General features: G+C 72.5%; 8 protein-coding genes and 2 pseudogenes. 5 read left to right on the top strand and 5 right to left on the bottom strand.

The window, feature by feature from the left end:
- Window positions 1–226 (bottom strand): annotated as a pseudogene (locus tag ABT300_RS33440) (O-antigen ligase family protein); the annotation flags it as partial.
- Between the two features lie 291 nt (window positions 227–517).
- On the opposite strand from ABT300_RS33440, the gene lnt reads away from it, so the two are divergent.
- From lnt to ABT300_RS33420, 4 genes and pseudogenes are all read left to right on the top strand, one after another.
- Window positions 518–2,131: an apolipoprotein N-acyltransferase gene (gene lnt / locus ABT300_RS33435; protein WP_351683794.1), complete on the top strand. Its 1,614-nt coding sequence runs from the start codon at window positions 518–520 to the stop codon at window positions 2,129–2,131.
- Between the two features lie 83 nt (window positions 2,132–2,214).
- On the top strand, window positions 2,215–2,694 hold the full coding sequence (locus tag ABT300_RS33430; protein ID WP_351683792.1) for an NUDIX hydrolase: 480 nt from the start codon (window positions 2,215–2,217) through the stop codon (window positions 2,692–2,694).
- A 54-nt stretch (window positions 2,695–2,748) separates the two neighbouring features.
- Window positions 2,749–2,913: pseudogene (locus ABT300_RS33425) on the top strand (3-hydroxybutyrate dehydrogenase); the annotation flags it as partial.
- 403 nt (window positions 2,914–3,316) lie between these two features.
- A complete protein-coding gene (locus ABT300_RS33420) occupies window positions 3,317–6,373 on the top strand; it encodes an ATP-binding protein (RefSeq protein WP_351683789.1) in 3,057 nt (1,018 codons plus the stop codon).
- A 74-nt stretch (window positions 6,374–6,447) separates the two neighbouring features.
- Here ABT300_RS33420 and ABT300_RS33415 read toward each other — a convergent pair whose 3' ends face one another.
- The 4 genes from ABT300_RS33415 to ABT300_RS33400 all read right to left on the bottom strand — a co-directional run bounded on the left by ABT300_RS33415 (window position 6,448) and on the right by ABT300_RS33400 (window position 10,327).
- Window positions 6,448–7,095, bottom strand: a complete 648-nt coding sequence (locus ABT300_RS33415) for a VC0807 family protein (protein WP_351683786.1) — start codon at window positions 7,093–7,095, stop codon at window positions 6,448–6,450.
- Window positions 7,096–7,249: 154 nt separating this feature from the next.
- The gene (locus ABT300_RS33410) at window positions 7,250–7,870 is read right to left on the bottom strand and encodes a TetR family transcriptional regulator (RefSeq protein ID WP_351683783.1); all 621 of its coding nucleotides are present in this window, start codon (window positions 7,868–7,870) and stop codon (window positions 7,250–7,252) included.
- A gap of 79 nt (window positions 7,871–7,949) precedes the next feature.
- On the bottom strand, window positions 7,950–8,945 hold the full coding sequence (locus tag ABT300_RS33405; RefSeq protein ID WP_351683780.1) for a Gfo/Idh/MocA family protein: 996 nt from the start codon (window positions 8,943–8,945) through the stop codon (window positions 7,950–7,952).
- Complete coding sequence (locus ABT300_RS33400; protein ID WP_351683777.1) at window positions 8,942–10,327, bottom strand: NDP-hexose 2,3-dehydratase family protein; 1,386 nt, start codon at window positions 10,325–10,327, stop codon at window positions 8,942–8,944. Before ABT300_RS33400 ends, ABT300_RS33405 begins: the two co-directional genes overlap by 4 nt.
- A 364-nt stretch (window positions 10,328–10,691) precedes the next feature.
- Between ABT300_RS33400 and ABT300_RS33395 the strand changes: the two genes are divergently transcribed.
- Window positions 10,692–14,797 (top strand): type I polyketide synthase (locus tag ABT300_RS33395; protein ID WP_351683774.1); only part of this gene is annotated, 4,106 nt, incomplete at its 3' end.

Here is a 14,797-nt window from a genome sequence, read left to right as displayed (position 1 = left end):
CGGCGATCTCCGGCCCCGGGCCGAGCCGCGACACGGTCACCGTCGACGCGAGCCCGGCCAGTGCGCCGACGCAGGGCGCGGCGACCGGCAGGAGCACGCCGGCGATCCGGCCCGCCGCCTAGCCGGCGACCACCGCCGGCACGCAGAGCAGGACGCCCTCGGGGCGTCCGCCGTGCACCGCGGCAGTGACCAGCGACCAGACGGCACAGGCCCCGAGCACGGTCACGCCGAGCGCGTCCGAAACGTTTCGGCTGTCCCCGTCCGCGGCCTCGCGGACCCACATCCCGGTGGAACCCACCCCGCCCCCCGAACCCGGTCGCCCCCGACCGTGACGGACCTGAACCGTGACGGACTCCGGCCGCACCCGACCGAAGCTCCGCCGCACCGTAACCGCCGACGGGCGGTTTGTGGACGACTTGCGCCGGGTTGTGCGCCAGGCGCGGGGCCCGGCCGACCTGGTCCCCGGCTCCGCGGACCGAACTGTCGGCCAAATGGTGACTCGCCGTACACTCCCGGAGTGACCGTCACCGCAACTTCCGTAGGCCGGCCGGACCGGCTCGAGCCCTCGGCCGCGCCGGCTTCGCGCGGCGCGCGGCTCCTGCGCCGCCTTCTCCCAGCCGCCGCCGCGGCGCTCTCCGGAGTGCTGCTCTACCTCAGCTTCCCGCCGCGCACCGTGTGGTGGCTGGCGCTGCCGGCCTTCGCCGTCTTCGGCTGGGTGCTGCGGGGGCGCAGCCGGAAGGCCGCCTTCGGTCTCGGTTACCTCTTCGGGCTGGGCTTCCTGCTGCCGCTCCTGGTGTGGACCGGCGTCGAGGTCGGACCCGGCCCCTGGCTCGCCCTGGTGGCCATCGAGGCGATCTTCGTCGCGCTGGTCGGCGTGGGCGTCGCCACGGTGTCCAAGCTGCCGGCCTGGCCGCTGTGGGCGGCCGCGCTCTGGATCGCCGGGGAGGCGGCACGCGCGCGTGTTCCCTTCCGCGGCTTCCCGTGGGGCAAGATCGCCTTCGGGCAGGCGGACGGCGTCTTCCTGCCCCTCGCCGCGGTCGGCGGCACCCCTGTGCTCGGTTTCGGCGTCGTCCTGTGCGGCTTCGGCCTGTACGAGATCGTGCGCCTGGTGCTCGAACGGCGGCGCTCGGGCGAGCTGCGGCGGTCGGCCGCCGCGGTGGCGCTGCTCAGCGTGGCCGTCCCCGTCGTCGGCGCGCTGGCCGCCCGCACGCTGGTCAGCGACAAGGCGCAGGACGGCGCCGCGACCGTCGCCGTCATCCAGGGCAACGTGCCGCGCCTCGGCCTGGACTTCAACTCCCAGCGCCGGGCCGTGCTCGATTACCACGCGCGTGAGACGGAGCGGCTGGCCGCCGAGGTCAAGGCGGGCAAGGTCGCCCGGCCCGACTTCGTGCTGTGGCCCGAGAACTCCTCCGACGTCGACCCCTTCGCCAACGCCGACGCCGCAGCCGTCATCGACCGGGCCGCCAAGGCGATCGGCGCTCCCATCTCGGTCGGCGGAGTCGTCGAGCGGGACGGCAAGCTCTACAACGAGCAGATCCTCTGGGATCCGGTGAAGGGCCCCACCCAGACGTACGACAAGCGACAGGTCCAGCCGTTCGGCGAGTACCTTCCGCTGCGCTCGCTCATCGGGGCGATCAACAGCGACTGGACGTCGATGGTCCGCAAGGACTTCAGCCGGGGCACCAAGCCGGGCGTGTTCGACATGGACGACGCCAAGGTCGGGCTGGTCACGTGCTACGAGGCCGCGTTCGACTGGGCGGTGCGCTCCGAGGTCGCCGACGGCGCCCAGCTGATCTCCGTGCCCAGCAACAACGCCACCTTCGACCGCAGCGAGATGACCTACCAGCAGCTCGCCATGTCCCGGGTCCGCGCGGTGGAGCACAGCAGGACCGTCACGGTGCCCGTGACCAGCGGTGTCAGCGCCATCATCATGCCGGACGGGAAGATCACCCAGAAGACCGGCATGTTCGTGGCGGACTCCCTGGTGCAGAAGGTGCCCCTGCGTTCCTCGGAGACCCCTGCGACCAAGCTCGGCATCCTCCCCGAGATGGCTCTGCTGCTCGTCGCGGCGGGCGGTCTGGGATGGGCGATCGGCGCCGCGGTGCGGACCCGCCGCAGCGCGGCCGGCTGACCGGGACGCGGCGGGACGGCCGGAACGCAGCGGGCGGACCGGAACGCGGCGGGCTGACCGGGGCGCCCGGATAGGGTCGGACCATGCCGACTCCAGAGTTCATCACCGAGATCCGGGCCGCCGCGGGCCACCAGCTGCTCTGGCTTCCCGGCGTCAGCGCCGTCGTCTTCGACGACGCGGGACGGGTGCTGCTCGGCCAGCGGGCGGACAACCGCCAGTGGACCGTGATCAGCGGCATCCCGGATCCCGGCGAGCAGCCCGCGGACTGCGCCGTGCGCGAGGTCTACGAGGAGGCCGGGGTGCACTGCGTTGCCGAGCGCGTCGTCCTGGTGCGTGCCGGGAAGCAGGTGGCGTACCCCAACGGCGACGCGTGCCAGTTCATGGACGTCACCTTCCGCTGCCGGGCCGTGGGCGGGACCGCACGGGTCAACGACGACGAGTCCGTCGACGTCGGCTGGTTCACGGTCGACGCCCTGCCGCCTCTGAGCGAACGGCAGCTGTTCCGCATCAAGCAGGCACTCTCCGACGAACCCACATGGTTCGAGACCACGACACCGCAGTGAAGTGTGGGCGCTGACCACATGGGTTCGGCGCGGGGCGCGGCCTGGGGTCGAGGCGTGACTTCCCCCCGGGCCGTCCCTGCCGGCCCCGCCGCGCCCTCGCTCGACCTCGGCGGCCGCATCGCCCTCGTCACCGCCGCCGGCGGCATCGGACGGGCCTGCGCGCTGCGGCTCGCGGCCGACGGGGCCAAGGTCCGCGCCGTCGACCGCGACGCCGTCGGCGCTGCGCTGGCGTGGTGAGGTTTCCCCTTCGCACAACGAGGGCGGTCCGATCCCTGTCGCTCGGGCGGGCCGCCGCCTCCGCTCCGATCGGCGTGGGCGAGGGGACCGGCCCCGGCACCGGAAGGTTCCCGCGCGGTTCTTCCGGTGGTCCGTCCCGTGGTTCTTCCTGGTGTCCCTGTCCGCCCCCGCTCGCTTCAGCAGGCGGTCGGGCAGCCGCCACTCCTCTTCGGCCCGCCTGGCCGAGTGGGAGGACTGCGTGCAAGCAGTGGTCGAATGTGAGTACGCTCCGCTGAACGGTGGGGCTTCGGAGGCCTCGCCCGGATGCTTCCGGCAGGGCTCGAAGGGGATCGTCCCGTGCGGCGGGGCGGTACGGGGGGCGGGGGAGTTGGCGACGTTCGGTGAGATGCTGTTGGTCTTTCGCCGGGCCGCGGGGTTGACACAGGAAGAGCTGGCCGAGGCCGCCGGGATGGCGGCCCGGTCCATCCGGGATCTGGAGCGCGGCCGGCGGGCGCGTCCGCAGCGCCGCACGGCGCAGTCGCTGGTGTCGGCGCTGGGGCTGGGTGACGCCGACGCCGCCGCATTGCTCGCGGCGGGCCGCCCCGGTCGGCAGACGATTCCTCCTGCCGACGACGGCACGGCGCCGTCCGGACTGCTCGGTCGTCAGGACCAACTGGCGGTCCTGGAGCGTGCGGCCGACGAAGCACGGGCGGGCCGGGGCGGCGTGGTGCTGGTACGGGCGGGCGCGGGGATGGGGAAGACCGCGCTGCTTCATGCGTGGGCGGGCGCCCAGCAGCAGGAGATCCTGGTGGTGTCCGCGAGCGGGGCGGAGCTGGAGCAGGGCTTCGCCTTCGGGGTGCTGCGGCAGCTGGTCGAGCCTTTGCTCGCCCGAGCCGGTGACGAGCGGCGGGCACGGTTGTTGTCGGGTCCGGCGCAGTTGGCGTCGCACGCGCTGCGTGTGGAGGGGGCCGGCGAGTTGTCGCCCGAGGCGTCTGTGGGCCTTCTGCACAGTCTGTACTGGCTGATGGTGCATGTCGCCGACGAGGGGCCGGTCGCCGTGGTGGTCGATGACGTGCACTGGACGGATGTCCCGTCGGTGCGGTGGCTCGAGTACCTGGCGCGACGTCTGCGGGGTCTGCCCCTGCTGCTGGTGCTGGCGGGGCGTCCGGACAGCGGGGCAGAGGTAGAACCGATGCTGGAGCGGATCGCCGGACAGCCGTACTGCCGTACGGTCGGCCTGCCCGGGTTGGACGTCGACAGTGTGACCCACCTGGTGCGGGCGAGCCTGGGGCCCGGTGAACCACGGTTCGTCGCCGCGTGTGCGTCGGCCACCGAGAGCAACCCGCTGCTGCTGCACGAGTTGCTGCGGACCCTGGCCGACAACCAGGTCGGGGCCGCCGACGATCAGGCCCATCTGGTGGAGGAGTTCCGGGGTCGGATCCTGGCCGAAACCGTGGTCAAGCGGCTGGCCGATGAGCCGGAGCCCGTCCTCCGCCTGGCGCGGGCCCTGGTCGTGCTGGGGGACGAGGCCACCTGGAAGGTCGCGGCCGAGCAGGCGGGGCTGGGCGAGTCGACGGCACGGGAGCTCGGCGGCAGGCTGCGGCAGATCGGTGTGCTGGCGCCGGGTGAGCCGGTGCGGTTCGGGCATGCGCTGGTCCGCACCGCTGTCGCCGAAGCCGTCCTGGGGCCGGTGGAACTGGCCGCCGGTCACGCGCGGGCCGCCGAACTGCTGCGGAGCGACGGCGCGGCCGACGATCTGGTGGCGGCCCATCTGCTGCTGGCCGAACCGGGCGGTGAGAGCTGGTGGGTGGACACCCTGCGGGAGGCGGCGCGCGCGACTCGTGGCCGAGGGGCTCCGGAGGTCACCGCCGCCTATCTGCGCCGGGCTCTGCGCGAGCCGGTGTCCGTCGAAGAGCGTGGTCCCTTGCTGCTGGAGTTGGGCAAGGACGAGATGCAGGTCGATGTCGGCGCGGCCAGGCACCACCTGACGCAGGCGTCGAAGGCGTTAGCCGACCCGTATGCGCTGGCCGAGGCGGCCTCTCTGCTGGCCACCGCGCTGTTCCTCAGCCATGAGCACGAGCGCGCCGTCGACGTCCTCGCCCGTGCGGTGGACGACCTGGGGCAGACCGACGACGGCGGCATCGGCCTCGCTCGTGAGGTGTCGTGGTTCCTTCAGGCGCAGATGCTGTTGATCGGTTACGACCAGCTGTCCACGCTCCCCGCCGCACGCCGGCACGCGCGACAGCTGTGGGAGCGCAAGCTGGCCGGCGACACCCCTGGTGAGTGCATGGTCCTGGCCGCGCTGTCCGCCTCGGCCACCACAGGGGAGGCCAATGCCCAGGTGGCCAACGACCTCCTGGACCGGGCCCTGCGGGGCGGTCTGCTCGCAGCGGACGCGTCCCACATGCTCGTGACGTTGGCCGGGCTGGCCTTCGTGGCCACCGACCGGCTCGACGACGCGGTCGCGCTGTTCGACCGCGTCGGCGACATGGGGGGCCGATGGGGCTCGTTCCTGATGGTCTCGTCCGCGATGACCTGGCAACTGCTCGTCCAGGCCCGCCGTGGCCGACTGCTCCCGCTCACCGCTGACTTCGGGCACCCCGCCACCGCGGCCGACCAGGGCTTGGAGCCCAGGGTCAGGCTGGCCATGACGACCCAGGTGGGCGAGTCGCTGATCGAGCGGTGCGACCCGACCTCGGCGACGGCAGTGCTCGCCGCGGACGCCGACTTCGACAGGGTGGGCTGGACCTGGCAGGGCCCGGCGCTCCTCGCACGCAGTCGCCTGCACGCGGCACGAGGCAACCCGGCCGCCGCCCTCGCCGTCCTGCATGAGTACGGCGCGGAGGAGAACCGGGTACGGGTCATGAACCTGGCCAGCGCGCCGTGGCGGTCGCGGGCGGCCTTGCTGCACCTCAGGCTCGGACAGCGGGCGGACGCGCTTCAACTGGCCACCGAGGAACTGGAGCTGGCCCATCAGTGGGGCACCGAGCGAGCGATCGGGGTGGCCTCACGATGTCTGGGCGTCGTCCACGGAGGACACCGAGGACTGGCCCTCCTGCGCGAGGCCGTGGCCGTGCTGAAGCGGTCCCCCGCCCGACTGGAACTGGCCCGCGCCCACTACGGGCTGGGAACCGCCCTCATGCGCGGCCGCGAGGTCGACGAGGCCCGCCAGGTCCTCACCCAGGCGCTCCAGCTCGCGGACACCTGCGGCAGCGTGCTGCTCGCCGGCCAAGTACGCGGAGCGCTCGCCATGGCAGGAGTGCGCCCGAAACCAGCACCACCGGCACCCCCGAGCCTCTCCCCGACCGAACACCGGCTGGTCGAGTTGCTCCGCGCAGGCCACAGTGACCGTCAGATCGCCCAGGCCCTGCTCCTGACCCCGCACGACGTGACCGGACTGATCGAGCAAGCAGGCCGCGAACTGGGGGCGACCAGCAGGGCGGAGCTGGCGTCCCCGGCTTGACTTGCCCCTCGAGTGCGAGGCGGTGGTCGAAGACCGAAGGGGCGCCGCCCGGCGGTCACCCGGTCCCTGTCCGTTCAGTCGGCCGCCTCGTCGCGGGCGGTCGTCGCTGCGAAGGGGCGGCGGGGGCCGAGACTGCCGAAGATCTTGACGAGTGTGCGGGTGCGGACCAGCACGACCTGAGTGATCACCTGGAGGAAGATCCACGAGACCGCGTACAGGGCGCCGTCCAGCGCGGGCACGCTGTCGACGGGCAGGGCGTAGGCCATGAGAAGCCGAAGCAGGGCGTCGCACAGCAGACCGACGCCCCACAGTACGGTCAGGCCGCGCCACACTCGTCGGAACGACGCGTCGGACGCCCACAACCGCTCCAGTGTCGTGGTCTTCCCGGGCAGCAGAGTGCGCAGCGCCTGGTAGGTGAACGGGCGCCCGGTGAACAGGGTGATCAGCAGCCAGATTCCGGCCAGCGCGGTGAACAGGCCGTTGCGGGCGAGAGCGATGCGCGGGTCCGAGGTCAGCAGCGAGGCAACCGCGCTCACCGCGAGCAGCGCCAGCGTGAACACCCCGATGGCGTCCAGCTTTCGATGGCGTATCGCGGAGTGGAGCGTGTGCAGGGCCGGCGCCGAACCGCTGAGCAGCAGAGCGGTGATCTCACTCGCGCCACCTGCACGCAACAGGTAATAGAGCCCCACGGGAAGCACGATGTCGCAGACGACGACGATCACGAAAGCCCAGGGTGAGGAGCGGCTTTCGGATGCGGCGGTGGTTTCCGTCGCGGCAGGTGCGGGCGTGGGCGTCGTGGACTCAGGGCGGGGTGTGGGGGAGGTCATGAGAAGTGCTCCGGAGTCGTGGCCTTGGGCATGCCGGCCGAACGTGGTCTCACACGGGCGTCGTGCAGCGGTCGAACGCGACCGTCAGTTCGCGAGCGCAGCGATCCAGGTCCATCGCGGTCTGCGACAGATGGCGGCGCAGGACGGCATCGATCGCGCCACGGATGGCCAGAGCCATGGTGAGGCAGTCGATGTCGCCGAACTCCCCTGCTTCACAGCCCTGTTCGAGCAGTTCGGCAAGCCGGTCCACGGACATGATGCTGCGTTCGACGTCCTCCAGACCGGTGATCTGCCGGTCCCGGATCATTTTGACGATCTCGGTGAGCGCCTGAGTGTGCATCGGATAGCGCGTGATGAAGTCGAAGTTCGACGTGATGTACGCGCTCAGCTTGCCGCGATATGTCTGCTCGTCACCCATGCGCATTCCGGCCACCTTTTCGGCCATTTCAAGGATGACGCGGGCGGCTTCCGCGAAAAGCTCGGGTTTGCCGGAGAAGTGGTAGGAGATCATTCCCGTGCTGCAGAGTTCGGCCTGCTGCGAGATTCTGCTGAACGACGCCTTCGTGTAGCCGGATTCGGCGAGCGTTTCGATAGCCGCCTGTACTATCTGCGCACGCCGCGCATTCTGTGTGAAAGTGCGGTTGTTCGCCTTCGCTGTTCTGGCCGTCATGACCTCAGATTAACCGGGTCGTGATCGTGATTTTCCTAGAGTTCGAGCGGTTGTTGCCGCCCTGAGATAATCACCGCAGTCAGCACACCGGCACCCGCCGGGCCGTCGTGCGCACGGCGTCGACGAGGTCCATCGTCGCGATCGAGTCCATGAGCTGCCCGGTGTCGCCGCCGCCCGAGCGGCCCGCGCGCGCGAACTCCGCCAGCAGAAGCGCCAACTGGTCCGCGGCGGGCAGCACCAGCCGCTCCTCGCGGTCCTGTTCCTCGATGACGAGGAGCGGCTGATGCGTGGCCGGCGGAGTGAACGCCCGGGTCACCGTCAGCCGGCCCCGATCGCCCCACACCGTGTACGTCGACGCATAGGCGTGCTCGAAGCCGAACGCCAACTCGGCGAGGACCCCCGACGGCGAGGTGAGCAGGACCTGCCCCGACAGATCGAGACCGTCCGAGGCACGGGTGCGCAACGTCGCCCCGGCCACCTCCAGTCCCGGCCCGAGCAGGTGCACGGCGGCCCGCAGCGGGTACACGCCGGCGTCGAGCAGAGCGCCGCCGCCCAGCCGGGCGTCGTAGCGGATGTCGTCCTGCGGCAGCGGCGGAATGCAGAACGCGGCACGGAAGGCTGCAGGCCGGCCCACACGCCCCTCGGCCATCAGTTCCCGCACCCGGGCGTGTTGCGGATGGTGCAGGAACATGAAGTTCTCCCGCAGCGCCAGTCCGCGTTCCGCTGCCAACGCGCACTGGGAACGCGCCTCGGCGGCGTCGATCCCGATCGGCTTCTCCACCAGCACGTGCTTGCCCGCGTGCAGCGCCTGCTCGGCCCAGCGGCGGTGCAGAGCCGGCGGGGTCGACACGTACACCGCGTCCACGTCCGTTCGCTCCAGCAGCGCTTCGGCGTCCTCCTCGGCCGCGCAGCCGAACTGTTCCGCGAAGCGGGCCGCCTTCTTCGCCGCGCGTCCCGCCACGGCCGTCAGCTCCCACTCCGGCATACGGGTCACCGTCGGCAGGACCCGCCGCTCGGCCATCGACGAGGTGCCGATCACTCCCAGGCGCAGCGGCGACGCCGCCGGGGCCGTCACAGCGACCTCAGCGCGGTGACCAGCGTGCGCGCCTGAACGCTCAAGTTGTGGCTGTAGCGCAGCAGTTCGTCGACCTGCCGCAGGGACACCCAGCGGAACTCCTCCGATTCCAGAGGCACCCCGTCCTCTTCCCCGATATCGATGATCACGTAGTGGCTCTGGGCGTTGAGGAACCGTCCGCCCTCCTCCGACAGCAGCACGTCGTACACGGCGCCGCCGCGCCGGTTCTGCACCTCGTCCAGATAGGGAGGCCACGACGAGCGCGGCAGGTGCGAGTAGTTCTGGACCGTGCACTGCACCGTCGGCCCCAGCTCGACCACCGTCAGGAAGCCGGCCTCGGCGCGGGCCCGCAGCAGCACATGGCGTACGCCGTCGATCCGACGCACGAACAGGGCGGCGATCCCCGTCCCGTGCGGCTCGATGAGCGGTTGCGACCACGCCGCCACCTCACGGCGGCCCGAGACGACGTCCACGGCCACCACGCTGAAATGGTGTCCGCGCACGTGGGACACCGTGTGCGGATCGTGCCGCCAGCCCTGGGTGTCCGCGAGCCCGATCGGGGCCACGCTCACGTCGTGCTCCGCCCGTCGCCGAGTGATCCAACTGCGTATCTCGGCGTCCGAGTGCAGGGATCCGGCCAGGGCGGAGGCGTCCGGCCGCCAGTCGGGCAGGCACGACAGGACGGTCCGGGCGTCCATGTTCACGACGTTGTCCTGCTTGAGCAGCATGTTCACCTGCCGCAGGGTCAGCCATGCGAAGTCCTCGCCCGCCTCCACCTCCGGACCGACCCGCACGATCATGTTGCGGTTCCTCTTGCGGAGGAACCACGAACCCTGCTCCGACTGGAGGACGTCGGCCACCACCGCACCCGGCCCGGGACTGCGGAAACAGTCCAGGTAGCGGACGGCCGAACCTCCGTGCACCCGACGGTAGTTGCTCTTCGTCGCCTGGACGGTCGGCGACAACTGCATCCCGTTCACGTTGCCCGGCTCCGACTTCGCCTGCAGCAGCAGGTGAGGTATGCCGCCGAAGTCCCGCATGGCGATCCCCAGGATCCCGATCTCCGGCTGATCGACGATCGGCTGCTCCCACGTGGACACCGGACCGAAGTCCGAGTGGACCCGCAGCCCGTGCACCGAGAAGAAGCCGCCGCTCGCGTGCCGCAGATCGCCGGTCCCCTCCTCGAACCGCCAGCCGGACAGCCCCGCGAACGGCACCCGTTCCACCCGCTGCGGCTGGGCGCGACGCCGGTCCTCCAGCCACGCCGCGAGTTCCACGTCGCTGAGCACACCGCCGTCGACGGTCGCCGCGGAGACGGCGAGGGCCGCCAGCGTGTGGGCCTCCTCGCCGTGCGGCGCCGCAGGCGCGATTGTCGAAGTCATCGATCTGCCCTTCTCTCGACCGGGGTGTGCGACCGCTCGCGTGATCGACCAGGGCGGGCCTGGCGCCGGCGCGCGCACCCGCGCCGCAGGACGCGCGGCCGAATCCGCCCCCACAGAGTGCCCGTTCGTATTCGAGCATTCGCCTAGACCGCCGCCCCTTGCGGCGGGCCCCGCCACTGGCTATGGCCCGCCGCCGCGTCCGGCGGCAGCGACCGTGGCCGGCCGGGGCGACCGGCCGGCCACGGCCCACGACGTGCCTAGAGATTCCCCTAGAGCGTTTCCCCGGATCGCCGGACGGCCCCTGTCCGCGTGCGAATGTGTGAGCCACCCCCAGCCTCCCGCCCCCGGTTTTGGAGTGCCCTCGATGAACCAGCCGGTGCCCACCGCCGTCCGAAACACCGCTCCGGGTCAGGAGCCCGTGGCCGTGGTCGGCCTCGCGTGCCGGCTCCCGGGCGCCGACGATCCGGCCGCCTACTGGGAGCTGCTGGCCGCGGGCCGCAGCGCCGTCACCGACACTCCGCAGGACCGGCGCACGGGCGTCCCCGCCCAGGGCTGGCCCACCCCGCACGGTGGCACCGCACCCCTGCGCGGCGGCTACGTCGGCGCACCCGCCGACTTCGACGCCGCGTTCTTCGGCATCTCGCCCCGCGAGGCCGACGCCATGGACCCGCAGGCCCGCCTCGCTCTCGAACTGGGCTGGGAGGCCCTGGAGCACGCCGGTGTCCCGGTCACCGCCGCCCTGCGCGCCGTGGCGGTCTACCTGGGCGTCGACGGCTGCGACTACGCCGACGTCGTCCGCGACGCGGGACAGGGAACCGGACACCACACGCTCACCGGTCTCCACCGCTCCCTCATCGCCAACCGGCTGTCCTACGCGCTCGGCGTCAGCGGCCCCAGCGTGACCGTCGACAGCGCTCAGTCCTCCTCCCTGGTCGCGGTCCAGCTCGCCTGCGACAGCCTCCGGCTCGGTGACTGCGACCTCGCCCTCGCCGGCGGAGTCCACCTCAACCTCAGTCCGCAGAGCTCCCTGGCCGCGGCCCAGTTCGGGGCGCTCTCCCCGGACGGCGCCTGCCGCACCTTCGACGCCCGCGCCAACGGCTACGTACGCGGCGAAGGCGGCGGCGTCGTCGTGCTGAAGCTGCTCTCGCACGCCGTCGCCGACGGCGACCGCGTCCACGCCGTCATCCGCGGCGGCGCCCTCAACAACGACGGCGCCGGAACCAGCATCACCACTCCGGACGCCGACGCCCAGGCGGCCGTCCTGCGCACCGCGTGCCTGCGCGCCGGTGTCGACCCCGCAGCCATCGGTTACGTCGAACTCCACGGCACCGGAACCCGCGTCGGCGACCCCGTCGAGGCCGCCGCCCTCGGCGCGGTGCTCGGGACCGCCGACGGGCGACGCGCCCCGCTGGCCGTCGGCTCGGCGAAGACCAACATCGGCCACCTGGAAGGCGCCGCCGGCATCGCAGGACTGCTCAAGACGGTGCTCTGCCTCTCCCATCGTCGGCTCGTGCCCAGCCTGAACCACGACGAGCCCAACCCCGCCATCGACCTCGACGGCCTCGGCCTGCGCGTCCAACGCGACGCCGTCGCCTGGGCCCCGGCCGCCCCCGGCGACCGGCTGCGCGCCGGAGTCTCCTCCTTCGGCATGGGCGGCACCAACGTCCATCTCGTCCTCGAAGAAGCCCCCGAGGCCGAGACGAGCCCGCCGCAGCCGCGCGCCACCCCCGTCGCCGTGCCCTGGCTGCTGTCCGCCGCCACGCCCGGCGCGCTCCGGCTGCAGACGGACCGCCTCACCGCACACGTCCGCGACACCGGCGCAGACCCCGTGGACATCGCCTGGTCCCTGCTGACCACCCGCACCCCACTCGCGCACCGGGCCCTCGCCGTGGGATCGGACACCGCCGCTCTGCTCGGCGGCATCGCCGCAGCGGCCCCGTCCCACCCCCTCGACGGTGACGTGAACCGGCCCGTGTTCGTCTTCCCCGGCCAGGGCAGCCAGTGGGCCGGCATGGCCGCCGAACTGCTCGCGTCCTCACCCGTCTTCGCCGCACGCCTCATGGAGTGCGGCCAGGCGCTGGCGCCGCACGTCGCGTGGGATCTCGCCGCCGTGCTCCGGGGCGACGCCGACGCTCCGCCCCTGGACCGGTCCGACGTCGTGCAGCCCGTGCTCTGGGCCGTCATGGTGTCCCTGGCCGCCCTGTGGCAGTCGTACGGCGTGCGGCCCGCCGCCGTCGTCGGACATTCACAGGGCGAGATCGCCGCCGCCTGCGTGGCCGGAGCCCTCAGCCTGGAGGACGCCGCCCTGGTCGTCGCACTGCGCAGCAAGATCCTCGTGCCCATCGAGGGCCGCAGCGGCATGGTCGCGCTCGACCTCTCCGAGGACGCCGCCCGCCGGTTCACCGGGAAATGGGACGGCCGTGTCACCGTCGCCGCCCTCAACGGCCCCGCCTCCACGGTCGTCTCCGCCGACATCGAGACCCTCGACGACATCCTCGCCGCCGCGGACCGCGAGAACGTCCGCGCCCGCCGCGTCGGCATCGACTACGCCTCCCACTCCCCGCACGTGGACCCGGTGCGCGAGCAGATGCTCGGCCTCCTCGCGGGGATCACCCCGCGCGAGCCGGAGGTGCCCTTCCTGTCCACGGTCACCGGAGACTGGCTCGAAGGCCCTGTCACCGACGCCCGCTACTGGTACGACAACCTCCGCAACCCCGTCCTCCTGGAGCCGGCCGTGCGTGCGTTGGCGCTCGCGGGTCACGGCGCCTTCGTCGAGGTCAGCCCGCACCCCGTGCTCATCGCCCCGGTCAAGGAGACCATCGAGGCCGCGACCGGCCCCCGGCAGGCGGTGGTCACCGGAACGCTGCGTCGGGGCCAGGGCGGAGCCACCCGGTTCCAGACCTCCCTCGGCGCCCTGTGGAGCCACGGCGCCGACGTCGACTGGGCCCCCGTCTTCACCGGTCTGGCTCCCCGGCGCTGCGAGCTGCCCACCTACGCCTTCCAGCGCCGACGGCACTGGGTCACCGGCGCCTCGGACGACGCCGCGAACGCGCCGACGGCCACCGCGACGACCCCCGGCGCAGACGCCCCCGCGACCGCCCCCGCGACCGCCACGGCGACCGTCTCGGGCGACGAGGCGGGCTCCGGACTCGGCGGCGCAGACGCGCTGCGCCTCGTCCGCGACTGCACCGCGGTCGTCCTCGGCTACCCGGACCAGGCCCAGGTCGACCCGCAACGGACCTTCAAGGACCTCGGCATCGACTCCGTCACCGCCGTCGAGCTGCGCGACCGGATCAACTCCGTCGGCGGCCTCGCCCTGGCGACGACCGCCGTCTACGAGTACCCCACGCCCGCCCGGCTCGCCGAGAGCCTGAGCGTCTCCGCCCCCGCCGCCACCGGGGTCGCCGCACGCGATCACCACGCGGCCGCCGACGATCCGATCGCGATCGTGTCGATGGGGTGCCGCTTCCCGGGCGGCGTCCGCGCCCCCGAGGACCTGTGGCGGCTGGTCCAGGACGAGATGGACGCCGTCACGGCGTTCCCCACCGACCGTGGCTGGGACGTCGACGCCCTCTACGACCCCGACCCCGACCGCAGCGGCACCACCTATGTCCGCGAGGGCGGGTTCCTGGCGGGCGCGGCCGAGTTCGACGCGGCCTTCTTCGGGATCTCGCCGCGCGAGGCGACGGCGATGGACCCGCAGCAGCGACTGCTGCTGGAGACCTCGTGGGAGACGATCGAGCGGGCGGGACTCGACCCCCGTGCCCTGCACGCCACCTCCACCGGCGTCTTCGTCGGAGTCACCGCGCCCGAGTACGGTCCCCGCCTCCACGAAGCGGACGACGCCGTCGAAGGCCACCTCCTCACGGGCACGACGGCCAGTGTGGCGTCCGGGCGCATCGCCTACGCGCTGGGACTGGAGGGCCCGGCGGTCACCGTCGACACGGCCTGCTCCTCCTCTCTGGTCGCCCTGCACCTGGCGGTGCGCGCGCTGCGCTCCGGCGAGTGCCGTCTGGCGGTGGCCGGCGCCGCCACCGTGATGTCGGGACCCGGGGCGTTCGTCGCCTTCAGTCGCCAGCGTGCCCTCGCACCCGACGGCCGCTGCAAGCCGTTCGCCGCAGACGCGGACGGATTCGCCCTGTCCGAGGGTGTGGGTGTGCTGCTGCTGGAGCGGTTGTCGGACGCGCGTCGGCTGGGTCATCAGGTGCTGGCGGTGGTGCGGGGTTCGGCGATCAACCAGGACGGTGCGTCGAACGGGTTGACGGCGCCGAACGGTCCGTCGCAGCAGCGGGTCATCCGTGCGGCGTTGGCGGACGCGGGTCTGTCGGCGGCGGATGTGGACGTGGTGGAGGCGCACGGCACGGGGACGAAGCTCGGCGATCCGATCGAGGCGCAGGCGCTGCTGGCGACCTACGGTCAGGAGCGCGACGGCGACCGCCCGCTGTGGCTGGGGTCAGTGAAGTCCAACAT

This window comes from Streptomyces sp. NPDC001027 (assembly GCF_040299045.1).
GTDB lineage: Bacteria > Actinomycetota > Actinomycetes > Streptomycetales > Streptomycetaceae > Streptomyces.
This window is presented reverse-complemented; position numbering and strand designations above follow the sequence as displayed.

Excerpts from the sequence above, each read along its gene's own strand:
- ABT300_RS33410 (WP_351683783.1), bottom strand. The coding sequence starts at position 7,870 with ATGACGGCCAGAACAGCGAAGGCGAACAACCGCACTTTCACACAGAAT.
- ABT300_RS33430 (WP_351683792.1), top strand. The coding sequence starts at position 2,215 with ATGCCGACTCCAGAGTTCATCACCGAGATCCGGGCCGCCGCGGGCCAC.
- ABT300_RS33420 (WP_351683789.1), top strand. The coding sequence starts at position 3,317 with ATGCTGTTGGTCTTTCGCCGGGCCGCGGGGTTGACACAGGAAGAGCTG.
- ABT300_RS33400 (WP_351683777.1), bottom strand. The coding sequence starts at position 10,327 with ATGACTTCGACAATCGCGCCTGCGGCGCCGCACGGCGAGGAGGCCCAC.